Source organism: Gilliamella sp. wkB171, from assembly GCF_001693755.1.
GTDB classification, from domain to species: domain Bacteria; phylum Pseudomonadota; class Gammaproteobacteria; order Enterobacterales; family Orbaceae; genus Gilliamella; species Gilliamella apicola_F.
Map to the genome: position 1 here is coordinate 119530 of NZ_LYST01000025.1, position 24767 is coordinate 144296.

Consider the following 24767-nt stretch of genomic DNA (forward strand, 5'->3'; position numbering starts at 1 on the left):
TTTTATCCACCATTTTTTTGGCGAATTTCATTTTCTGTAATGACAGGCACACAATAATCACATTCAATACGTTGAAGATTTTTGACTGATTTAACCGAATCATCATGCAAATTATGATGAATTTCAATTAAACACCCTGAACGTAAACGAACTTTTAATGCTGGCATAGCAGCCAAGTGGACTTGCGAAATAAAATCTTTAAAATTTTCTGGCGGTCCGAAATATTTAAAACAAAGATACAATCCACCTTCACTTACAAATTGTTCAATATGTTCAAGGTTATTATTGTGTTCTAATGCAATAGTATAAAAAAGTTCTTGCTCATTGGCATTATCTTTACTTTTTAGTATTCGATTAAATGCATAAATTCTTTCTGGCAACGCTTCATTTTTATTAGCATAACGCGTTAAATAATTATGAAAAAATTGCACTCTTAATTTAATCTCTTCATCTAATAATTTACTTAAATTACAGTTATTTTTATAAGTAATTCCCCAAAAAGTCTGTTTAGGCATAGTGACAAATGTTGGTTCAGGCAGTGACAATCGCGTCTTATTGAGTTCAATAGCTGGCGTTAATCCTGTTGGATCCCAATACTCACTACGCCTATAACTTGCCGGAGTTTCATTAAATTGTTTCTTAAATGAACGGGTAAAGGTTTGTTGGGAATCAAACCGATATTGCATTGCAATATCTAATATCGGTTTACTGGTCATTCGTAAAGAAAGTGCAGCATAAGTTAACCTTCGATGACGAATATAAGTACCAAGCACTTGACCAGTTACTTCTTTAAACATTCGTTGTAAATGCCACTTAGAATAACCTGATTTTTGCGATACATTATCAATAGATAATGGCTGCTCCAGATTTTTCTCAATCCAAACGATAAGATCTGAAATAATACTAACTTGATTCATAAAACCCCATCATAAAGTGAACTGGCAAATAGCATTTGATTATGACTTAATCTTAGCAATAAGCAAGATTAAATTAGAAATTATTTTAACAATAAGAGTGGCTTCCGGCTTGATGTTCAGTAATATCTTTCACCCCCGCTAATTCTGGGAATTCGGCAAGTAGCTGCTTCTCGATTCCTTCTTTTAAGGTATAATCTACCATCGAACAACCATTACAACCTCCACCAAATTGTAATATGGCATAATTATCTTCTGTCAACTCAACCAAGCTCACATGACCACCATGGCTAGCAAGTTGCGGATTAACTTGAGCTTGAATCAGATAATTAACACGCTCGATTAACGGTGCATCATCTGCCACTTTTTTCATTTTTGAGTTTGGTGCTTTTAATGTTAATTGTGAGCCAAGTTCGTCGGTTACATAATCAATCACTGTCTCTTCCAAAAATGGAGCACTGATCTCATCAATATAAACTGAAAAACCATCTTGCTTTTCTTCAATGTCACTCTCTTCAACAGTATCAGCGGGACAATATGACACGCCACATTCCGCTGTTGCGGTACCAGGATTGATAACAAACACCCGAATTTGTGTTCCATCCGCTTGATTAGCAAGCAATTTTTTAAAATGCTGTTGAGCTGCTTCAGAAATGGTAATAATAGACATAAACCCCTCACTTTGATGCCGGTTATTCAATGAATAATTATGAGCATCACTGATTATAATAGTTGACTAACTCTGTTGGTTATTATAGGGATTGTTTATGATTTTACAATACTGTGCGACACAAACAAATGACTTGAACACTTATTGCACCGCAGTTTTTTAATTGTTGACTAATAACATTAATAGTATTGGCGGTAGTGACTATATCATCTATCAGCATAACAGATTGATTAGTGAGATCTTCGCGACAAAAATAGAGGGTATCAACATTATCAATTCGTTGTTGCAATGAAAGTGTTTTTTGATCTAAAGCTCGCTGTTTACGACATAATAAATGCGGATAAAAATCACGACCTAACCACTTAGCAATGGGGTTGGCCAATAATTCGGCTTGATTATAACCACGAGACCAATATCGTAAATGATGTAATGGAACACATGTTATTAAATCGGGTTTCATTAACCCCTGTGCTTCTCGTTGTTGATACCATGCTAAAAACATCAATCTAGCTAATGCTAAAGCAAATTCAGTTCTATGATAAAACTTTAACTGGTGAATGAGTTTTTTTAATGGATTAATATAATCACTCACTGCTATAAGTTTATCATACTGAGGTTTATTGTCTCGACAACGGTAACAGATCTCAGTAAATAAAGAGTGTGGTAAGCAGCATTGCTGACACACTTTATTTAACTTAGGTAAATTGTTCACACATTGACAACAAATGCCATGATGGCTTAAAGCTAATGGCATATCACATAAAATACAACGCATAAGTTCTCATTCTATTTCGAAATAAAATTCAACAAAATAAATGTGGCATTTAAATGTTTCTATTTAATTACTTTTATTTGGGTAATGCTAATAGTTCATTAAAGATAACAACTTCAAATAAGATATGAGATATAGAAAAGTATCATTGTGAGCTAAAACTCAAATTTTTATCTTATTTTACATATTTGTCATTTAAAATAGTTTAATATTCGGTATAATCTGCCAACTAAATTGGATAAGGAATTTAATATATGAATAAAATCAAAATGTTATTTGTTTCATTATTGTTAACAATAGCCTCTACTTTTGCTTATGCTGATACAAAAGTACTATTACAAACCAGTATGGGTGATATCGAAATTGAATTAGACAGCGAACATGCGCCTATTTCTAGCAAAAATTTTATTGATTATGTCAAAAGCGGATTTTATGAAAATCTAACTTTCCACCGTGTTATCCCTGGATTTATGATCCAAGGTGGGGGCGCAGATGATCAATTAAAATTCAAAGATAATACTACTCCAATTCAAAATGAAGCAAATAATGGTCTAAAAAATGATCGTGGCACTATTGCAATGGCAAGAACCAGTGAAATCAACAGTGCAACCAGCCAATTTTTTATTAACCTAGTAAATAATGATTTTCTTAATTATCAATCACCAGAAAAATATGGTTATGCAGTATTTGGTAAAGTAATTAAAGGAATGGATGTGGTTGATAAAATTGCCGCGGTACCAACTAAACGTATGGGACCTCACCAAAATGTTCCTGTTGAACCCATTTATATTAAAAAAGCAATTGTGATTGAAGACAAGTAATTTATCCACGTTAGATATCTAAAATATAAAAAACCACTTCTACAGTGGTTTTTTTCAATCCTAGTTAAGTTGACTTAATAAATGCGCTATAGCGCGAACACCGACTCCGGTTGCCCCTGTTGCCCATAAGGATGTTGCACTTTTACGAAATGTGGCTGAGCAGTCAATATGTAACCAATTTTGTTTATAATTTTTTATAAAATGCGATAAAAATGCCGCTGCAGTGCTAGCACCTGCGGTATTAGGTAAGCCAGAGTTAGCCATATCCGCAAAGGATGATGGAAATTGTGAACGATGAAACTCAGCTAACGGTAATCGCCAAAATGCTTCGTGCTCAGTAGTCGCACTGTCAATTAGCCGATTAGCAAATGAATCATCGAATGATAACAATGACTGATAATCATTACCTACCGCAATTTTTGCAGCGCCTGTTAGCGTGGCACAATCAATAATATAGTGTGGTTTATCATTATCTGCGCAAATTAATCCATCAGCTAACACTAAGCGTCCTTCCGCATCTGTGTTATCAACCTCAACTGTTTTGCCATTACGATAATGAATAATATCGCCTAATTTAAACGCATTACCACTGACTAAATTATCTGCACAACATAAATAAAGCTTAATACGGTGTTGCACCCCACGAGCTATCGCTAATGCTAACGCGCCACTCACCAGTGCAGCTCCGCCCATATCAGCACGCATTGACTCCATAAAACTGCTTGGTTTTAAACTATAACCACCAGAATCAAAGGTAATACCTTTACCTACTAAACAAGCAATAATCGGTGCTTTAGGATCTTTGCTCGGATTATAATCAAGTTCAAGCAATGCGGCTGGTCTATCTGAACCTTTGCCAACAGTATAAATTCCCATATAATCTTGTTCTTTTAAGGCTTCGCCTGAAATAATTTTATAAGTCACATCAGATGAATATGCACTAATTAATTTTGCACTTTGTGTTGCTAATTCAAAAGGGCTTAAGGTTTCGGCTTGTTGATTAACAATATCACGGCACCAATCAATAATATCCAAACGATATTTAAGTTCTGCTTTTTCTTTGCTATTGAGTTTTGCCCACGTCACTTTATTGTTTTTTTTGGCATTACGGTAACCTAACCAAAAATGCCAAGACGCTTCTAAATCCCAACCTTCACCACTCAATTTCACCGCTTTAATGCCTTGGTTATCCAATTTGCGACCGGCTCGCTGAATTGCGCCTAAGCGATGTTCCGACTTATAGTGTATTGTTATAGCATCATCAGAAAAACTGAGTAAGGCATCTTTGCCCCACTGCGCTTTAGCAGGTTCATTTGAAAGAAAAATAGATAACATCGACATATTAAAAACCTCATTGATTATCAAACGACAAAACATTGACTTAATTCTAATCAGAAACATGTTAATATAGCAAGCGAAGTTAAGAATAAATAAGGAGCGGCAATGACATCAGTTATCCCTATCAAAAACAGTATCAATTTTCGTGATTTAGGTGGAATCAAGACAATCGACGGACGTCAAATTCGATCGGGGTTGTTATACCGTGCTGGTGACTTTTCTCGCTTAACTGAAGATGAAAAAGACATTTTATCTAACCAATTAAAGCTTCATCATATTTTAGATTATCGTGATCAGCATGAAATCGATCGCTGTCCCGATAATTTATGGGCTAATACTCAATATATTAATGTCCCAGCTAATCCATTAAGTAACGAAATTACTGCAAGTTTAACTAGTGATTATGATGATATCTTTATTTTAAAAAAATATTCACCATTTGATTTTATGATAAAACTTTATCAGTTACTTCCGTTTAATAATCAGGCTTATCAACAATTAATCTCACTTTTACTTAACGCTAATGGTAAACCATTAGTTCAGCACTGTGCAGTTGGTAAAGATAGAACCGGCATTGGTGTCGCGCTAACACTTTTTGCGTTAGGCGTGAGTGAAGAAGATGTCATGCAAGACTATCTATTTACGGAACAATGCTTACAAACTTTTCGTGAAGAAACACTTAATCAATATAAAAATAAATTTACGCAGGAAGAATTAGACAAGTACAAAATCATATTTTCTGCCAAAAAAGAGTTCTTAACTGCCGCGATAAATGAAATTAAACAGCGTTATCAAACCATCGACAATTGGTTAGCCAAAGAGTACCAATTAGACGAAAAGAACAAAAAAAACCTACAACAAATTTATTTAGTTTAATCAATTTAAACCAACTAGCTAATTCGCTAATGTTTATATAATAACCACGTTTAAAAAACGTGGAATAATAAAATAGCAATGAGAGGAAAGTCAGATGTTAACAACACAAATGGTCAAAAAACTTAATGACCAACTGAATCTAGAATTTTATTCTTCAAATCTTTATTTACAAATGAGTGCTTGGTGTGATGACCAAAATTTTCCCTCTTTTGGAAAATTTTTACGAGATCATGCCGGTGAAGAGCGCAAACATATGGAACGTTTGTTTGATTATGTTTTAGATTGTGGTTCACTTGCATTAATTGGAAAAATTGATGCACCAGAAGCAAAATATAAATCGTTACTCGATGTATTTAAAGCAGCCTATCAGCATGAATTAACCATTACCAAAGCAATCAACTCACTGGTCGATTATGCCCTTACTCAAAAAGATTTTTCAACTTTCAATTTTTTACAATGGTATGTATCAGAACAGCATGAAGAAGAAAAGCTATTTAAAACCATTGTTGATAAACTTGAATTAGTAGGCGAAAATAAACGTGACTTATTCTTTATGGATAAAGACTTTAATAAAACCTTAAGTGAGTCAGGATTACTCACCACAAACGAATAATAAAATATTTGTAATAACTGTTACCCTAAAAGGGTAACAGATTATGATAATTAGGATTTTACAACAATATTGGTAATAGGATTATCACAATTAACCGCAAGATGAATACCTGACAGCTGTTGATAATGAAAATAGAAATGCTGTCCAAAAGGGGCACAAATAGAGTGATTTTCTACATTAACATTGACTGATTTTATTTGCCAAACGCCTTTAGCATAAAGTTTTAATGCCGATTCTTTCAACGTCCAAAGCTGCCAAAAGGCCAATAATGTATCCTTTTGGTTAATCATCCATTGGTACTCATCATCAGTAAAAAAATGTTTAGCGACATTGAGGTAATTTTTTCGCGGCCTGTCTACCTCAATATCAACACCCACCTTTCCTGATAATGCAACCGCTACAGCAACCCAGTCCCCACTATGACTAATATTAAAATCAGGAAACGAGCAATCTAAAAAACGGGGCCGACTATTATCACCAATGACCATTTCGGGTAAAATATCAACACTATAATGTTGTTTGAGTAACTGCGCTAAGATTGAACGACAAACTAAAAATTGCCTTTTGCGTTGACCATGCAATTTATTTGCGTAATCAACAATTTGCTCAGGTAATAACGAAAAATCGATTATTGCATGATTTAGGTTAGCCAGTTGAGTTATTAGCATTATCAGAAAACAACTATTCATAAAAATTATTTTTTACTATTTTAACAGCATGCTATGCTAACTGTTATTAAAATTTATCCCTAACCTAGGATTGATTATGTCATTACCAACAAAATTAGTTCATGCAGGACGAAAACAACGCTATACCCAAGGTGCAGTGAATTCCGTTATTCAACGAGCCTCTTCATTAGTTTTTGATACTCTTGCAGCCAAAAAAGAAGCAGCAGAAAATCGTACAAATGGTGCACTATTTTATGGACGACGTGGCACATTAACCCACTTTGCTCTGCAAGATGCTATGATTGAAATTGAAGGTGGAGCTGGTTGCTATCTTTACCCTTGCGGCGCTGCTGCCATTGCTAATTCGATTCTAGCTTTTGTCAAAACTGGGGATCATATCTTAGTATCCGAAGCAAGTTATGAGCCAACCCAAGAATTTTGTGAACATATTTTAAAAGATATGGGGGTTGAAACTGATTACTTTTCACCTTTAATTGGCCGTTATATTACCAACCATATCAAACCTAATACCAAAGTGGTATTTTTAGAGTCACCAAGTTCAATCACTATGGAAGTTCAAGACATACCGGCAATTGTTAAGGCCATTCGAAGTGTTAATCCTGAAATCATCATTATGATAGATAATACATGGGGTGCTGGGATATTATTTAAAGCATTAGAACATGGTATCGATATCTCAATTCAATCAGGTACCAAATATCTTATTGGACACTCAGATGGTATGTTAGGAACTGCTGTTGCCAATGATAGATGTTGGGATAGATTACGAGAACGTTCTTATTTAATGGGACAAATGTGCGATGCCGATACGGCCTATATGGCGGCGCGTGGATTACGTACCTTAGCAGTTAGACTCAAACAACATCATGAAAACGGCTTAAAAGTTGCTAAATGGCTTGCTGGTCACCCAAAAGTGGCAACTGTTAATCACCCTGCACTTGAAAGTTGTAAAGGACATGAATTTTTTAAACGTGATTTTAGTGGTGCAAGTGGTTTATTTTCGTTTGTTCTTAAAGACCACTTAACCGACATACAATTAGCTGATTTTTTGGATAATTTAAACCATTTTACCATGGCGTATTCATGGGGAGGATTTGAATCATTAATTTTAGCAAACCAACCTGAAGAATTAGCAAAAATTAGACCGGTATCAGGTGTCGACTTTACTGGAACATTAATTCGTCTGCATATTGGTCTTGAAGATCCTGATGATTTAATTGCCGATTTAGCTGCCGGTTTAGATAGAATAAAACTTGATAAAATCAAAACTACTGCGCTAACAAGCTTAATATAATTAACTGTAATATGAATAATGCACACAACCCAATGCTTGATGACGTAATAAAACAAACCGTTTTACATCATTTAAAAGGCAGTAATGCACTACTCGTGGCTTTCAGTGGTGGCGTCGATTCGACGGTGTTACTGCATGTATTGGTAATGTTGAAAAAACAGCTTTTACCCAACTTACAAATTAGGGCTATTTATATTCATCATGGTTTAAGTCATAATGCCGATAACTGGGCAAACCACTGCGCACAACAATGCCAAATATGGCAAGTACCTATAATTATTGAAAAAGTTAAGCTTGATGATATGAACAGTAATATCGAAGAACAAGCTAGAGAGGCCCGCTATCAAGCAATTTATCAGAATTTAAAAACTAATGAAAAACTCTGCACTGCCCAACATCTTGATGATCAGTGCGAAACTTTTTTATTGGCCTTAAAGCGAGGTAGTGGTCCTGCTGGACTCTCTGCTATGCCCATCGAAAATGGACAACATCTTCGTCCATTATTATCGATATCACGTAAACAGATAGAAACTTATGCGAATCAAAATCAGCTAACTTGGATAGAAGATGAAAGTAATCAAGATGACCATTACGATCGCAATTTTTTACGTTTAAATGTTTTACCAATCATCAATCAACGTTGGCCACATTTTCCGCAAATGGTCGCTCGAAGTGCCGAATTATGTCAACAACAAGAAGCCTTAATTAACGAGCTATTACTGTCCGATTATCAACAAGTGATCACCGTTCAAGGTCAGCTACGCTTAAAACCCCTGTTTGATTATAGCGAATATAAACGCAATGCTATTTTACGAATGTGGCTTCGGCACCAACAAGTCATCATGCCAAGCCAAAAACAGCTCACATTAATTTGGCAAACTGTTGCGCAAGCGAAAGACGATGCCAATCCACAATTTATTTTGCATAATAAACAAATCCGCCGTTACCAAAATCAACTCTACCTATTGCCACTATATCAAAATATTGAACAACACGTGCTTAAATGGGATTTATCGTCATCGTTAGTCTTACCTGATCATATTGGTGAATTACACGTTAATAATAAGCACAACTTAAATTGCCGCTTACCTCGTGCCGACGAAGATGTAACTGTACGCTTTCATGCACAAGGACAGCTAAAAATTGTCAATCGTCAGGGTTCAAGGGCAATCAAGAAATTATGGCAAGAGCACCATATCCCACCTTGGATGCGTACCCGCATTCCTTTAGTTTATTATAATGAACAAATAATTTGCGCTGTCGGCGTATTTATTACTGAACAAGGAAAAGGATCGCAAATCCATTTTAGTTTGACCTAAATGATAATTCCTTAACGAATAAACCTATTGCAATAAGACCCAATAAGGCGGCATAAACGGCCGCCTTAATTCAACGACCGTTATTGGTTATCGGCTCTCGCTTTCCAACGTTTAAGCAATAATGCATTTGTTACCACACTAACGCTACTCAAAGCCATGGCAGCACCTGCAATCATAGGATTTAAAAATCCTAAAGCAGCTAAGGGAATGCCAATTAAATTATAGAAAAACGCCCAAAAAAGATTTTGTTTAATCTTATTATATGTTCGACGCGAAATATCAATGGCATCAGCAATAAGATATAAATTACCACGCATTAATGTAATACTCGCCGTATGCATAGCAACATCGGTACCGGTTCCCATAGCAATACCAATATCTGCGGCTGCCAATGCAGGGGCATCATTAATACCATCGCCGACCATGGCAACTAAATTATTATGCTCACTATGGCTCTCTTTCTGTAATTGATAAATATAGTTTGCTTTATCTTGCGGTAAAACTTCAGCAATCACTTTATCTAAACTTAATTGCTGCCCGACATAATTAGCCGCCTGCTGATTATCGCCAGTTAACATAACACTGGTAACATGCAATTGATGTAATGCTTCAATTGCATTTTTGGCTTCAGGTTTAATGACATCAGAAAAACCAAATAAAGCCAAAATCACGACCTGATTTTCTGATTGTTGTTTAGCCAAAAATGAAATAGTGTAACCTTTACCGGTAAGTTCATTGATTTTATCATCCATATTCACAAAATAGGCATTTAATGATTTCATCCAGCGTAAACTACCTAAATAGTATTCGGTATTGTCAATCGTTGCCATAATCCCTGAACCGGCTACTGAGGTAATATTTTGTGCATAATTATCGTGTTTAGCTTTAGATAACATCGCTTTAGCTAAAGGATGCTCGCTTCCGGCTTGCATTGATGCCGCAATTGATAAAATTTGCTCAGGTGTTTCAGTACCGACAACATCAATTTCCACTAATTCAGGTTTACCTACTGTTAACGTACCGGTTTTATCAAATGCGATCGTATTAATATTGTGCAGCGTTTCTAACGCTTCGGCATCTTTAATTAAAATCCCCTGACGAGCCGCCGTTCCCGTTCCCACCATAATCGCAGTAGGTGTTGCCAATCCTAAAGCACATGGACACGCAATAACCAATACTGCAACAGCGTGAAGCAAGGCTTGTTGCCAATCATGATAAACTATTCCCCAAAACAGCAAGGTCACCAATGCAATAACCAAAATCACCGGTACAAAAATCGCACTGATACGATCTACAATTCGCTGAATTGGTGCTTTTTTAGCTTGGGCTGATTCAACCATATTTATAATTTTTGAAAGCATTGAGTCAGCTTGGATTGCGGTGGTTTTCACTATCAGCAACCCTTCACCATTAATTGTCCCCCCAGTAACAACATCATTAACGGATTTAGTTACAGGAAAGCTTTCCCCTGTTAACATCGACTCATCACTACTTGATGAACCTTCAATGACAATACCATCAACAGCAATACGTTCACCGGGTTTAATCACCACAATATCATTTACTTTTACCTGGTCGATCGGTACATTCACTTCTTGATTACCTTGCCTGACTAATGCCATCTCTGGTCGTAAAGCTGAAAGTGCTTCAATTGCTTGGGTTGTTTGATGCTTAGCTCTCTGCTCTAACCACTTACCAATCAAAATTAAGGTAATAATCACCACTGATGATTCAAAATATAGGTGATCATAATGACCATTAATAAGCTGATATAACGACAAGCCATAAGCGGCACTGGTACCAATCGCGACTAATAAATCCATATTACCAGTCAATGCTTTTAACGCATTAAACCCACTGCGATAAAACTTACCACCTAGTCCAAATTGCACAATCGAAGCAAGAATAAATTGCAACCAAGCAGGTAGCATCAAATTAATGTCAAACGGTTCAAGTAACATAGGGATAACAAAAGGTACAGACAAGATAATAGACAAAACAATAGGCCAAAGTGAAGCTTGCTTATCAACATCTTTATGGTGCATTTGTTGATCAGTAATTTTTACCGCATGATAACCGGCATTGTCCACAGCTGACATCAACGTGTCTAATTTAACATTCGAATTTGCATTAACAGTTGCTTTTTCAGTCGCAAGATTAACACTAACATCAATGACACCATCAATCTTTCTCAGTGCCTTTTCAACTCGACTAACGCATGATGCACAGCTCATATCCTCAACAAAAAAATGGTATTCGACAGTTTTCATTTAACACATCCCTTAATTTTTGGTGTGGTACATATTGTAGTATTAATTATCCTTTTAACAAGAATGCACTTTTTTGATATATACTACCTAAAAAGATACTATCAAGATAATTAAGTGAAAAATAAATCCATCAATAAAAGCTGCTGTGGAAACAAACAACAAACAATAACCTATTGCCCTGTTGATGCCACCATCAATATGATTGGTGGTAAATATAAATCGCTCATATTATGGAAACTTATGGCTAAAACTACCTTAAGATTTTCTGAGTTACGTAAAGAAATCCCTACAGCTACAGCTAAAATGCTAACCCAACAACTACGCGAACTTGAATCTAATGGCTTAATTCATCGACAAGTTTTTCCAGTGGTACCACCTAAAGTTGAATATTCTTTAACAAACTTCGGCAAAAGCATTAAACCAGTACTTGAATCAATGTATATATGGGGTAGTGACTATTTAAACAATCAAGGTTTACACGTTAATTGCTCAATGACGTCATTAGATGACGCAAAATAACGAAAATGACTTTTTGTAGTTGATGACTAATATAAAAAAAATGCAAGGATACAACCCTGCATTTCAAATAAAGAAAGTATAATTAATTACGCAAATTTTCTGGCCAATCGTTTTGAGTCGAAACTAACAAATCTTTGACCACACGAGGATTACCCGCCACAATATTGCCCGATACCATATAATTATTGCCACCAGCAAAATCGGTGATAACGCCACCTGCTTCACGTAAAATTAACTCGCCTGCGGCGATATCCCAAGGTTTTAAACCAATTTCAAAAAAGCCATCCAAACGACCCGCTGCTACATAAGCTAAATCTAACGCGGCAGACCCACTACGACGAAAATCACCACATCTTACAAATAATTTTTGCAATACCGCAAAATAACTATCGCTGTATTGTTTAACTTTAAATGGGAATGCCGTTGCGAGCACACTACTCTCAAGGTCTTTAGCATTGCTAACACGAATACGATAACCATTAAGCTGTGCACCTTTACCTCGCGCTGCGGTAAACAGCTCGTTACTCATAGGATTGTATACAACGGCAATTTCTGTTTTGCCTTTAACTCGAGCTGCAATAGAAACCGCAAAATGTGGGATATTTTTAATAAAATTGGTCGTACCATCAATTGGGTCAATTATCCACTGCGTATCGGCATCACTACCTTTAGCTAAACCACTTTCTTCAGCGATAATGGTATGATCAGGATACGCTTTTTTGATTGTTTCAATAATAAGTGATTCAGCAGCACGATCTGCATTAGTGGCAAAATCGTTAGCACCTTTAGTATCAATTTCGATTGAACTTGGGTTTTCATAAGCCTTAATGGCAACATTACCTGCTTTACGAGCAGCACGAATAGCAATATTAAGCATCGGATGCATAAATTTTTTTCCAATTGATGATGTTAAAGAACGGAGTATTTTAGTAAAACTCTATAGAGTGATACCCATAATGACGGCATAGTATAAAGGTTTTGCCGCTTTATTGCCAGAATATGTTAGGTTTGATAAATAAAATATTAAAAATCACAAATTTTAATGCTAGCAGAAAATGTGAGGAGGGATGTGATATAAAATCCAAAAGTTAACAACGAAAAGCATTTTTATTTCGATTAACAATCCCATTTTCAACGCCAATAACAAACGCAGTATTTAACTTTTTATTTATTGGTTTGATTTAAATTCAGGACGTTATATCTCAATCAACTTATTAATATTTACATAAAACTTACAGTAAAATCACAAACATTTACACCGAATTTACAACCTGTGTATACATATCGGTTATTACTCATTAGTATGGCCGACATGGTTTTATGTGTCTATTTTGTAGCGTTGTGATTATGTCTTTCTCCGTAAAAAATTTTGTATTAACGGCTGTCATTACTATTTCGCCGTCTTGTTTATTATTCGCCGAGCCGCCACCGATAAAAGTTATTAGTGATGAGCAGCTTATTCATCAACAAGAGCGCGACAAAGCTTTACAAGAAACATTGACGCCCGCCACTCCCGATATCCGTTTATTACCGCCCTCAACCCACACAGGTGAACTTAATTTTCCTACTGAATCATTATGTTTTGTTATCAATCAAGTGCAGTTACTTGAGCGGGATAAATTACCCTGGTTTATTCCCTTAAATAAATTGGCTAAACAAGCTGAGCACCACTGCTTAGGCTCGCAAGGTGTTAATTTATTGATGAAAGCAATACAAGACAGACTGATTAGCTATGGTTATATCACCACGCGAGTGGTGGCGCCAGAACAAGATTTGGCAAGTGGTAAGTTGCAACTATTATTGGTTGAAGGTAAAACCCGGCATATTTATTACAGTGATGATAGTGATAACTATGCCCAGCTTTATACAGCCATGCCAGCACGCGAAAATCATCTTCTGAATTTACGGGATATAGAGCAAGGACTTGAAAATTTACAACGATTACCGACAGTGAGTGCTCAAATGAAGTTAGTGCCGGGTGATAAACCGGGCGAAAGCGATATTGTTATTAGCCGCAAACAAAGCAAGATGTGGCGACTGGGGTTGTCAGTTGATGATTCAGGGACCAAGACAACAGGACGAGACCAAGGCGGGGTGACATTTTACTTAGATAATCCCTTATCGCTAAGTGATTCCTTTTATGCCTCAGGTGGGCATGATATTAATGGAAAAGGTAAATATGGCTCACGCAACTATTTACTGTCTTATTCAGTCCCGTTTGGTTACTGGTCGTTAAGTGCATCTTTGTCAGGCAATAAATATCATCAAAATGTGGCAGGTCAAAATCAGGATTACCAGTACAGTGGTCGCAGCCGCAATGCCAATATACAACTGAGTTATGTGCTGCATCGAAATGAGTCACAAAAAACCACATTAAGTTATGGCCTAATGTTACGTCAGTCACATAACTATGTTGATAATACCGAGATTGAAATCCAACAACGAAAAACCACAAGCTGGCAATTGGGCATTGCTCACCGGCATTACATTGACAATATTACTATTGATGCCGGCGTCACTTACCAAAAAGGGGTTCGTTGGTTTAATGCAAAAAAAGCACCAGAGGAGTACAACCCGGAAGACAATGGCAGCGCCTTGTCAGATATTTTCTTAGTTAACTTTTCTACCAATGTCCCTTTCACCTTAGGTGAACAGCACTTTCGTTATCGTTTAGATTATCAGGGACAATATACGCGTGGCTCACACTTAACTTCACCGGACCAGTTTTCTATTGGTGGGCGCTGGAGTGTTCGGGGCTTTGATGGTGAGCTCACATTAAGAGCAGACCGCGGCTGGTATCTTCGTAATGAATTGGCCTGGCAAGCTCCCTTTAATCATGAAACCTATTTAGGTCTTGATACCGGTGAAGTATCGGGTGGTAAAAGTGAGTATCTGCTAGGGCGACATTTAACCGGCGGTGTATTAGGAGTACGGGGAAACAATTATGGTTTTTACTATGACCTGTTTGCTGGCATGCCAATTCGCAAACCGAAAGGCTTTCAAACCAATCCGCTGGCATTAGGTTTTAGTGTGATGTGGAATTATTAGGTTGAATAACAAGATGTATGTTGTGTTATGTGTATAACTAACAGCGAATAAATAAAAAACATAAAAAATAAAAATAAAGCTAAAGCTAAAGATAAGGGATAGGAATAGATTATGAATAAGCGCTTATACCGAGTAATTTTTAACAAAAAACGTAATATGCAAATGGTGGTTGCTGACATTTCGAAAACAGCAAATGGTCAGGCAAAAACCACCACAGATACGCAACAAACAGCGATTGAATCTATTTTTGCAACGCTCAAACCGATAAGCTTATTCGTATCTATTTCGCTGGGTTTTGTCACGCTGACTTCGCCGGTTTATGGCAGTCAAATAGTGGCGGATAACCAAGCTGGCCGCAACCAACAACCGATAGTGATATCAACGGCGAATGGCGTGACACAAGTCAACATTCAAACCCCGAACAATAAAGGGGTATCGCATAACAAATACAAACAATTTGATGTATCACAGCAAGGTGCGATATTAAATAACAGCAGTAAAATCAGCCAAACACAAATTGCGGGTTATGTACAAGGTAATGAACTATTAAATAAAACCGGGCCGGCAAAAATCATATTAAACGAAGTCAATTCACGTAATCCCAGCCAATTAAACGGGGTGATTGAAGTTGCCGGTCAAAAAGCGGAGGTTATTATTGCTAACCCTTCCGGCATCACCTGTAATGGTTGTGGTTTTATTAATGCCAGTCGAGGGACACTCACTACCGGTAAACCGATTATCAATAATGGTGAAATAAATGGTTACCAGGTTGAACAAGGACACATTACCGTAACCGGTAAAGGGCTTGACAGTTCCGGGCAAAACTATACTGATTTGATAGCACGTACGGTATCGATTAACTCGGCAATATGGGCCAATGAAGCGAATGTAATCACCGGTCGTAATCAGGTCAGTTACGATACACAAACTATCACCCCACTAGATAACGCTACTGACAATAAACCGGAAGTTTCGATTGATGTTTCACAGCTTGGTGGAATGTATGCTAATAGTATTCGTATGATTGGTACCGAAAAAGGGGTGGGTGTGCATAATGCTGGTGAACTGGGTGCCAGTGCCGGCAGTATCGTTATCAGTGCCGATGGTAAAATCACCAATCAAGGCGCAATTCAGGCTCAACAAAGTATTAATATCAATAGTGTGCAAGATATTAATAACCAGAATCAAATTTACAGCAAACAAAATATTAAATTAAAAAGTGAACAAACTATTGTTAATGATGGCTCTTTAATTGCTCAAAATAATATTACACTTGACGCAAACAAAATAAATAGTAGTAAAAATAGTCGTGTTGTGTCTGGTGTCAACGATCAAGGAAAACTAACTAATCCGGGAACTATTCTTGCATCAGCCAATAATATTAATTTTAATGGTAAAAATAGCGCAAGTGAAAAACTTTTATTAAACGCAAAAGAAGCTTTAAATCTCGATAATAGCCAAACATATGCTAATCATATTGAATTGTTTGGCAACAGCCTTTCACTTAAAGCTGCACAGCTGCAAACAGAACAGCAACTTGATGTAATTAATTCAAACAGCATAGATACATCTAATTCAACGATTATCACTAAAAAAGGAATCACATTCTCCAGTGGTTCAATTATTAATGAAAATAGCCAATTAATATCAGAAAGCGACATAACTTTTACTGCTAATGATATTAAAGGTAACGATTCTAAACTCGCAACAAATCAAAAAATTACTATGCACGCAGCAGATATTGCAATGCAAAATGCGAATTTAAGTGCTAAAGGTGCTATTTCTTTATCTGCAGATCAAATCAATGCTAATAAACTTCAGCTTATTACTGAGCAAGAGCTCAATATTGGCGCTCAAAATTTATTCACTAATCAAGCCAATATACAGGCAAAAAAAGCGATTAATATTAAATCCAATAATTATTTCGCCGATTTCCTTCAATTAATCACTGAACAATCTTTATCTTTAAACAGTCATTATTTACAGCTAAATAATTCCCAGCTAAATGTGTTGGGTGATTTTAATGTTGATAGTCACGAATTACAAAGTGGTAGTTCACTATGGTTAGCAGGTAAAAATATTACAGTTAAATCTGACTCTATTAATAATCAATCAAGTCAACAAAAAGCAACTGGAACAATAAATTATCAATTTAATCAATTAAATAACAATAACTCAACATTAATTGGTCAATCTTTAACATTTTCAGGCAATAGCTTATATAACCAGAATGCAAAATGGCAAAGTGGTAGCAATATTAATATTCTTGCAACAAAATTGTTTGATAACAAAACGAGCATAATGTTATCGCAAGATCAATTAAATATTGATACACAAGAGATGGTTAATGATGAGGCAGAACTTTTTGCTGGTGGAAATTTAACCCTTCGTACGACTAAATTATTAAGTAACAATAGTGTTATACAGTCAGATCAAGCAATCACTTTGACGGCAACTGAACAACTTGTTGCGAACGCTGCAAATCTATATTCTCAAAAGTACATGCAAATTAACAGTCAGAATATTGACTTAACTAAAGCAAATGTTGGTGCTAAAGGTGACATAGCAATTATAGGAAAACAACAAACTTATAATAATGCTGAAATATTATCAACTGGCCAAATTCAATTTAATGCAACAACTCTCCAAGCCAATAATGCAACGATAAAAGCAGAAAAAGAGTTAACGATTGATGCAAAACAATTTGCAGCGTTTAACGCCGCTCAGCTAGTTACTAATCAAAAATTAACGATTGACGCAGAACAAATTGAAAGCGCTAATTCGGCCATGTATGCGAAAAGTGGCATGAAAGTGCAGACTACTCAACTGAATAATCAAAACGCCAAATGGAGCAGCGAGGGAACAATTAGTTTAACCGCGCAGCAAATTAATAATAAAAAAACAACGCTACAATCCGGGCAATTAAATATCGAAACAGAGCAACTTGATAATAGCGATGCAATAATATTATCTGGTGGTGGTTTAGTTATTAATGCTAAAGATATAGACAATACTTCGGCGCAAATACAAACTAAATCTGGCATTAAAATTAATGCAGATAATGCACTAAAAAATGCTAATGCGACATTGATTACTGATGGTGCTATTGATGTTACAACAGACAATTTTATTAACACTAATGCAAAATTTTGGGCAGACCAATTTATTAATATTCATGCCACCGATGTTAATAATGAACATAGCGTTATTTTATCTAATGATAAGATTGAACTAACGGCTACTAGTGTCAATAATCAAAACAGTGAAATTAAAGCTAAGCAAGCTATTAATATTAAAACTAATGAGCTAGCAAGTGATAATGCTCAGTATGTAAGTGGAGGCAATTTAGATTTAAACAGCCAAAACTTGTCACTTAACCAAGCTAAACTTTCCAGTAAAGGTGATATCAATATTGATACTAAGCAGTTAATAAGTGACACTGCAGAATATGTTACAGAAGGTAATTTTACGCTAAAAAGCCAAATTGCATCGCTTAATCAAGCTAAAATGACAAGCAAAGGTAATCTAAATATTGATAATCAACAGGCATTAAATATCAAAAAAGCAGTACTAACGTCGTTGCAATATTTAGGTGTGAAATCTGGCACAATTACGAGTTCTGAATCATCAATAAATAGTGTTGGCAACCTTGACATTTCAACAACAGAATTGATTGATAATAATGCAACGTTAATGAGTGATAATGATATCAATATTTATGCTGATAAGCTTAATACTGAATCAACAGAACTCGGTGCTCAAGGTAAAATTAACGTTAATGCACATACTCTTAAAAATAGCAATGCGAAATGGGTTGCTAATCAAGATATGATTATTAATAGTGAACAAATTGATAATGCCGGCAGCCAAATGGGGAGTGGGCAATCACTGACTATCAATACAAAGCAATTAGATAATCGAAAAGCGATGTTAAGTAGTAAAGGAAATATCAACATCACGAGTGAAAACGTTGATAATACTGCCTCAAAATTATTTAGCAATCAATCTATCAACATAAATAGTCATTACCTTACCAATAAAGAAGCGGTACTAAAATCTGATGATTCAATTACGATTAATAGTCCAGAATTTGACAATAGTGATGCCATTTTAGTTGCCGAAAAAGCAATTACAGTAATCAGTGATAATCTTAAGAATAATAATGCGACAATACAATCACAAGCGCAAATAACCTTAAAAGCCAACCAATTTGATAATCAATCGGCATTACTATTATCGGGGCTAAAAGGAATAACAATTGATGCAGGTACGCTGAATAATCAACAGGCGAAATTATTTACAAAAGGCGATTTAGCGATTAATGCACAAGACTTGATGAATCAATATGCTAAATTAGTTAGTGAAAAATCACTTACTATTAAAGCCAATCAATTCAATAACCAAAATAGTGAATTACAAGCAAAAGCTTCGGTTAATATTGATGCGACAACAATCAATAATCAGCAAGCTAAAATGGATTCAGAACAAGATATTATTTTAAATGCTGCCAATAATATCGATAATAGCGCTGCCAGCATGACAGCTAATGGCTTGATTAATCTTAAAGCATCAAATAATATCAATAACAGCTATGCTAACTTGTTATCTAATAATGGTATTTTATTAGAAGCCGTAAATTTATATAATCAAGCAGCTACATTAAAAACTAATGGGCTCATAAGCATAAAAGCACAAAGTATGGATAATCAGCAATCAGATTATTTAGCAGAAAATATTATGCTTGAAAGTGACCATTTAAATAATCAATTCGCAAAATTAAATGCTAGTCATTACCTTATTATTAACGCAAAAGATTTTGACAATAGTAAAGCAAATTTACTTGCTGATAGTATTTATTTAAAAACACAATCATTTCATGGTGATGGTGTAATTAAAAGTCAAAATGAGTTATCGCTCGATTTAGATGAAAGTTTTATTAATGAAAATGAAATAACCACCAATGGTCATCTGTCTATTCGTACGCAAAAAGACATTATTAATAAAAATAAAATGACTGCTGGCCGACAAATTTCATTAGAAAGTAAGCAATTAATTAACGAAAAACAATCAGAAATTAGCGCTGGCTATTTAGCACTCAATCATCAAACCATTAATAATTATGGTTTAATTAATGGTGACACAACAGTCATTCGCACCAATGTATTAGATAACTTAGAAAGTGGGCGAATATATGCTGATAATTTAGCAATAAAAGCTTCAATACTTAATAATCGTGCACAAAATGGTGTGGCACCGGTGATTGCTGCTCGGCAAAATTTTCATTTAGGCGTTAACACTTTAAATAATTATACTCACGCTCAGTTACTCAGCTTAGGCAATTTTATTATTGGTGGTGATCTTGATGAGAATTTAAATGTGACAGGTAATGCAGATGTCATCAACAATCACTCGGCAAATATTGAGTCTCATGGCGATTTATATATTAATGCTAATGCAATTAATAACATTAATGATCATATCATAACCGAAATGCGCAAAAGTGATGAAGCTCCAGAAATGGAGGAGTATTTTATCGCTGGTGGTAGACTTGAAAAATATTCACCTGATGAGATTTTATATCGTATCAGAAGTAAATACTTCAGAGGAAAAAGGCCTCAATCATACGGTTGTGAGAAGCACGATAAGGGCTGTTGGTATTTATGGAAAGACATTCCCGAGTACTTAAGACCGACTGGTGCTTTATCACGAATCCAAATTAAAAAAGATGGTTATACAAGTACAAATTCTTGGCATTACAAAATCATTAAAACAAAATATCGCACTGTAGTACTAGAAACAGATCCCGGTAAAATCACTGCTGCAAATAATATAGTCATTAAGGGACAAATATTAAATAATCAGGATAGTAAAATTGTAGCCGGTAAAACCGTTAATATTAATGTGCAACAATTAAATAACTATTCACAAGAAACTATTTCAAAATATGTGTATTCGGGCAATAAAATAGAGCATTGGAAAAATGACACAAAAGATTATAGAGCCACCTCTACCCCTTATGATAAACCTGATGAAATATTCAATGATGATAGTTTAAATTCTAATATTTTAGATCATAAAATCTTTGAACAAACTGAATTAAAAGAGGTACCGCGTGAAACAGTTAAGGTAGAAAATACCCCGACGCCAATTACAGTGAACAATGACATTAAAGAGGTCGCTACAAAGCCTGTACAACCAATACACAATACTGATATTAAACTAACCCCGAATGATAAGAAAGTTGACAAAATATCGAATATTGCAGTACCTACAAATAAATTTGATAATGTAACGGCTATCAGTCAAAAACCTGATAATAATTTACAAGATATTATTACTGATCATATAAACAACAATACAGCGGATAAAACACCAATCAAAGAGCCAGAATCCGCTCAAGCTGATAGCATAATGGCTCCAATCAAAACTATTAGTACATATGATCCAACTATTACCCTGCCTGATAATAGTTTATGGATTGTCAATAAATATAATCCAAGTTATATCGTTGAAACCGATCCACGTTTTACACAACGTAAAAAGTGGCTGAGTTCTGACTATATGCTTAATCGCTTAAAAGTGGATCCAAACTCAATCCAAAAACGATTAGGTGATGGTTATTACGAACAGCAACTTATTCGTGAGCAGATTATTGGCTTAACAGGTAATCGCTATCTTCAGGGTTATCGTTCAGATCTTGAACAATATCAGGCATTAATGGATGCAGGGATAAGTTTTGCAAATCAATATGGAATTGTACCGGGTGTTGAACTATCGGCAGAGCAGATGAGAGCCATAACCACCGATATGATCTTGTTAATGAAAAAAACCATTACCGTTGATGGTGAAAACATCGATGTGTTGGTTCCACAAGTCTATATTGTTAATCGAACACAGCTAGGTACAGATGGTGCACTTATTTCAGGCGAAAATGTATTTATAAAAGGTGAACAGCTTGACAATAAAGGTTTAATACAGGCAAAAGAAAATGTTTTATTAAATGGATACAATGTCAACAATACCGGATCTATTTACGGTAATAAAGTTGGGGTAACGGCTGAAAATGATATTACCAATTATGGTAAGTTGGTGGGGGATAAATTAGTTTACTTATCAGCAGATAATGATATTAATTTATTATCCAGCACAAGAACCCAAACAAAAGCAAGAAATTCACTGACCAATATTGATAAAACCAGCATTATTCAGGTAAATGACGGCAATATAATAATCGATGCAGGACATGACATTAAATCCCAGGCTGGCTGGATAATTAACAGTGGCGAACAAGGCACAACCTGGTTACAAGCGGGCCATGATGTCCAATTTACCACAGCTGACATTGAAGAAAAATTTGATTACCGAAGAAAAAAAGATTATCGCATTACAGATGAAAAAAGCGTGGTTGGCACCGGAATAAGTGCGGCCAATAATGTAAATATTATTGCAGGTAATAACATCAATGCCAAAACAGTCGATATTGAAGCGGGGAATCGATTAAATTTAATTGCAGACAATGATATTGAAATAGGCTCTTCAACCGAAACCGCCTTTTTAGATGAATTTCATAAAACTAAATCAAAAGGTTTTTTAAACAAAACCACAAGTACATCACACACCGTAATTGATAACACGACTCAAAAAGGGAGTATGCTCAGTGGTGATAGTGTGACTATTAGTGCTGGCAATAATTTAACCGTAACCGGTAGTCAGGTAGTTGGTACCCATGATGTCAATCTCTATGCCGATAAAGATATTACGGTTAATGCCGCAGAAGAGTCATATTACCGAAAAGAAGAAACAAAAAAGAAAAAATCAGGGTTAATGAGCAGTGGTGGTATTGGTGTTACCATTGGTAAAGAGAAAGAGTCACTAAAACAAACCGATACCGAACAAGCTTATGTCGGTAGTGTCGTTGGCAGTACCGACGGCAGTGTTAATATTCATGCGGGCAAAAATATTAACGTTGAAGGCAGTGATATTATTGCTAAGCAAAATATTAAAATGCAAGGTGAAAATGTCAATATTGAAGCGTTAGATGCTAAAACTACCCATAAAGAAGAGTATAAATATCAAAAAACAGGGGTGACCGTTGCTGTTTCGGGTACAGCCAGTAACATATACAACGCAACTCAAACACTACAACAAGCCAAAGAGCAAACCAATGATAAAACCAAAGCATTAATGGAAATTAAAGCGGGCTTACAAGCGGGTAATGCGGCGTTAGAAACAGGAGCAAATTTACAAGATGGTGTGCCTGAGGCTTCGGTGGGCATTAATATTAGCCTTGGCAGTGAAAAAACCAAACGTACGGTTAATCAAGAACAACATACCGTGGTTAGCTCATCGGTTGCAGCGGGGCGTGATGTCTCTATCATTGCAACAGGCAATGGTGAAAGCAATAGTGGTGATATAAATGTCATTGGCAGTCAAGTACAAGCAGGTCGTAATGCAACCATTAACGCTAATCATGATATTAATATTATCGGCCAAGAAAACACGTTTAAAACCGATACTAAAGAAAAAAGTAGCAGTGGTTCGGTAAGTGTCGGGTATAACTTTGGTGGTCAAAAGAATGGATTTAATATATCAGCCAGCGGCAGTCAAAGTAAATCTCGAGAAAAAGGGAATGGAACAGACTGGACAGAAAGTGTTATAGAAGCCGGCAATAAGCTAACGATGATAACAGGCAATGATGCCAATATTAATGCTGGCCAGATAAAAGGCGACAGCGTTGTTGCTGATATTGGTCATGACCTGAATATTACCTCACAACAAGATAGTGATGAATATCATATGAAAAACAGCTCAAGCTCAGTAGGTGGCAGTTTTTCACTTGGCGGTACAAGCAGTATTAATGCGGCTAATTCTACCTCCAAAATGGACAGCAACTGGAAAAGTGTTACAGACCAGTCAGGCATATTTGCAGGTAAAGGTGGGTATGATATTAAAGTTGGTAATAATACTGACTTAAAAGGGGCGGTGATTGCATCGGAAGCCGAAGATACCGGTAAAAACAAACTTGATACGGGCACAATTAGCTTTACTGATATCGAAAATAAAGCGGATTATAAAGTCAGTAGCAGCAGTGTTGGCGTCAGCACCATTGGCATGCCATCAATGCCAGCCGGTTATAATAAAAAAGACAATGAACAATCGATAACGCATTCAGCGGTGTCCCAAGGCACCATCATCATCCGCAATGAGAATGAACAAAAGCAGGATATCAATGAGTTAAGTCGGGATACTGAGCATGCCAGTAATGAACTTAAGCATATCTTTGATAAAGAAAAAGAACAAAGCAAAATAGACCAAACCCGGTTAGTGAGTGAAATTAGTGGTGAAACACTCACCATGCTCAACACCATAGACCGCATTAAAGCGACAGAAGAGGCGAAAAAAGCGGTAGAAGACAAAAGACAAAAATCCGATAAACCGTTAACCGACAAAGAACAACAAGAAATATATAAAGAAGCCTACGACAAAGCGATGAATGAAGGCATGTCAGCGATGGGAAGTAATACCCGTCAAGGCATCGACATGGCGATTAATATCATCAATGGCTTAATCACCGGCGACATGACCGGTGCGGTAGCTGGTGCATTGGCACCAAAACTGGCCACG

The 24767-nt window shown here is 36.0% G+C and carries 15 protein-coding genes; 8 read left to right on the plus strand and 7 right to left on the minus strand.

The genetic code is table 11. From position 1 onward, the window contains the following. Positions 1-2: 2 nt before the first annotated feature. From robA to A9G03_RS02725, 3 genes are all read right to left on the minus strand, one after another. Entirely contained in the window at positions 3-917 is a 915-nt protein-coding gene (gene robA / locus A9G03_RS02715; RefSeq protein ID WP_065634442.1) for an MDR efflux pump AcrAB transcriptional activator RobA, read from the minus strand. An 85-nt stretch (positions 918-1002) separates the two neighbouring features. Then, a complete protein-coding gene (gene nfuA, locus A9G03_RS02720; RefSeq protein WP_065634541.1) occupies positions 1003-1578 on the minus strand; it encodes a Fe-S biogenesis protein NfuA in 576 nt (191 codons plus the stop codon). 109 nt (positions 1579-1687) lie between these two features. Further along, positions 1688-2359: a phosphoribosyltransferase family protein gene (locus A9G03_RS02725; RefSeq protein ID WP_065798340.1), complete on the minus strand. Its 672-nt coding sequence runs from the start codon at positions 2357-2359 to the stop codon at positions 1688-1690. 251 nt (positions 2360-2610) lie between these two features. Here A9G03_RS02725 and A9G03_RS02730 point away from each other — a divergent pair, with 251 nt between their 5' ends. Next, positions 2611-3177, plus strand: coding sequence for a peptidylprolyl isomerase (locus A9G03_RS02730; RefSeq protein ID WP_065634440.1), 567 nt, complete (start codon positions 2611-2613; stop codon positions 3175-3177). Positions 3178-3237: 60 nt separating this feature from the next. Here A9G03_RS02730 and pepB read toward each other — a convergent pair whose 3' ends face one another. Further along, positions 3238-4518: an aminopeptidase PepB gene (gene pepB / locus A9G03_RS02735; protein ID WP_065634439.1), complete on the minus strand. Its 1281-nt coding sequence runs from the start codon at positions 4516-4518 to the stop codon at positions 3238-3240. A 102-nt stretch (positions 4519-4620) separates the two neighbouring features. Here pepB and A9G03_RS02740 point away from each other — a divergent pair, with 102 nt between their 5' ends. Both A9G03_RS02740 and ftnA read left to right on the plus strand, forming a co-directional pair. Further along, on the plus strand, positions 4621-5391 hold the full coding sequence (locus tag A9G03_RS02740; RefSeq protein ID WP_065798341.1) for a tyrosine-protein phosphatase: 771 nt from the start codon (positions 4621-4623) through the stop codon (positions 5389-5391). Positions 5392-5485: 94 nt separating this feature from the next. Continuing rightward, the gene (gene ftnA, locus A9G03_RS02745; RefSeq protein WP_065634437.1) at positions 5486-6004 is read left to right on the plus strand and encodes a non-heme ferritin; all 519 of its coding nucleotides are present in this window, start codon (positions 5486-5488) and stop codon (positions 6002-6004) included. A gap of 50 nt (positions 6005-6054) precedes the next feature. Here ftnA and A9G03_RS02750 read toward each other — a convergent pair whose 3' ends face one another. Then, positions 6055-6693 carry a 4'-phosphopantetheinyl transferase family protein gene (locus tag A9G03_RS02750; RefSeq protein ID WP_082209385.1) on the minus strand — a complete coding sequence of 213 codons (639 nt, stop codon included), beginning with the start codon at positions 6691-6693 and terminating at the stop codon, positions 6055-6057. A 76-nt stretch (positions 6694-6769) separates the two neighbouring features. Here A9G03_RS02750 and metC point away from each other — a divergent pair, with 76 nt between their 5' ends. Both metC and tilS read left to right on the plus strand, forming a co-directional pair. Next, positions 6770-7987 carry a cystathionine beta-lyase gene (gene metC / locus A9G03_RS02755; RefSeq protein ID WP_065798343.1) on the plus strand — a complete coding sequence of 406 codons (1218 nt, stop codon included), beginning with the start codon at positions 6770-6772 and terminating at the stop codon, positions 7985-7987. A gap of 32 nt (positions 7988-8019) precedes the next feature. Then, positions 8020-9306: a tRNA lysidine(34) synthetase TilS gene (gene tilS / locus A9G03_RS02760; protein WP_065798351.1), complete on the plus strand. Its 1287-nt coding sequence runs from the start codon at positions 8020-8022 to the stop codon at positions 9304-9306. A gap of 80 nt (positions 9307-9386) precedes the next feature. On the opposite strand, the gene A9G03_RS02765 is transcribed toward tilS, so the two are convergent. Beyond that, positions 9387-11576 (minus strand): heavy metal translocating P-type ATPase, encoded by a 2190-nt coding sequence (locus A9G03_RS02765; protein WP_065798344.1) that lies wholly within the window; start codon positions 11574-11576, stop codon positions 9387-9389. A 198-nt stretch (positions 11577-11774) separates the two neighbouring features. Between A9G03_RS02765 and A9G03_RS02770 the strand changes: the two genes are divergently transcribed. Then, positions 11775-12095, plus strand: coding sequence for a winged helix-turn-helix transcriptional regulator (locus tag A9G03_RS02770; protein ID WP_081297534.1), 321 nt, complete (start codon positions 11775-11777; stop codon positions 12093-12095). Between the two features lie 82 nt (positions 12096-12177). On the opposite strand, the gene suhB is transcribed toward A9G03_RS02770, so the two are convergent. Next, positions 12178-12981, minus strand: coding sequence for an inositol-1-monophosphatase (suhB, locus tag A9G03_RS02775; RefSeq protein WP_065798345.1), 804 nt, complete (start codon positions 12979-12981; stop codon positions 12178-12180). Positions 12982-13442: 461 nt separating this feature from the next. Between suhB and A9G03_RS02780 the strand changes: the two genes are divergently transcribed. Next, entirely contained in the window at positions 13443-15143 is a 1701-nt protein-coding gene (locus tag A9G03_RS02780) for a ShlB/FhaC/HecB family hemolysin secretion/activation protein (RefSeq protein WP_082209386.1), read from the plus strand. Positions 15144-15254: 111 nt separating this feature from the next. After that, a partial coding sequence (locus tag A9G03_RS02785; RefSeq protein ID WP_065798346.1) for a hemagglutinin repeat-containing protein occupies positions 15255-24767 on the plus strand: 9513 nt, incomplete at its 3' end.

Coding starts and splice junctions, on each gene's coding strand:
- pepB (WP_065634439.1), bottom strand. CDS start 4,518: ATGTCGATGTTATCTATTTTTCTTTCAAATGAACCTGCTAAAGCGCAG.
- A9G03_RS02770 (WP_081297534.1), top strand. CDS start 11,775: ATGATTGGTGGTAAATATAAATCGCTCATATTATGGAAACTTATGGCT.
- ftnA (WP_065634437.1), top strand. CDS start 5,486: ATGTTAACAACACAAATGGTCAAAAAACTTAATGACCAACTGAATCTA.
- A9G03_RS02780 (WP_082209386.1), top strand. CDS start 13,443: ATGTCTTTCTCCGTAAAAAATTTTGTATTAACGGCTGTCATTACTATT.
- A9G03_RS02765 (WP_065798344.1), bottom strand. CDS start 11,576: ATGAAAACTGTCGAATACCATTTTTTTGTTGAGGATATGAGCTGTGCA.
- suhB (WP_065798345.1), bottom strand. CDS start 12,981: ATGCATCCGATGCTTAATATTGCTATTCGTGCTGCTCGTAAAGCAGGT.
- tilS (WP_065798351.1), top strand. CDS start 8,020: ATGCTTGATGACGTAATAAAACAAACCGTTTTACATCATTTAAAAGGC.
- A9G03_RS02725 (WP_065798340.1), bottom strand. CDS start 2,359: ATGCGTTGTATTTTATGTGATATGCCATTAGCTTTAAGCCATCATGGC.
- metC (WP_065798343.1), top strand. CDS start 6,770: ATGTCATTACCAACAAAATTAGTTCATGCAGGACGAAAACAACGCTAT.
- robA (WP_065634442.1), bottom strand. CDS start 917: ATGAATCAAGTTAGTATTATTTCAGATCTTATCGTTTGGATTGAGAAA.
- A9G03_RS02740 (WP_065798341.1), top strand. CDS start 4,621: ATGACATCAGTTATCCCTATCAAAAACAGTATCAATTTTCGTGATTTA.
- A9G03_RS02750 (WP_082209385.1), bottom strand. CDS start 6,693: ATGAATAGTTGTTTTCTGATAATGCTAATAACTCAACTGGCTAACCTA.
- A9G03_RS02730 (WP_065634440.1), top strand. CDS start 2,611: ATGAATAAAATCAAAATGTTATTTGTTTCATTATTGTTAACAATAGCC.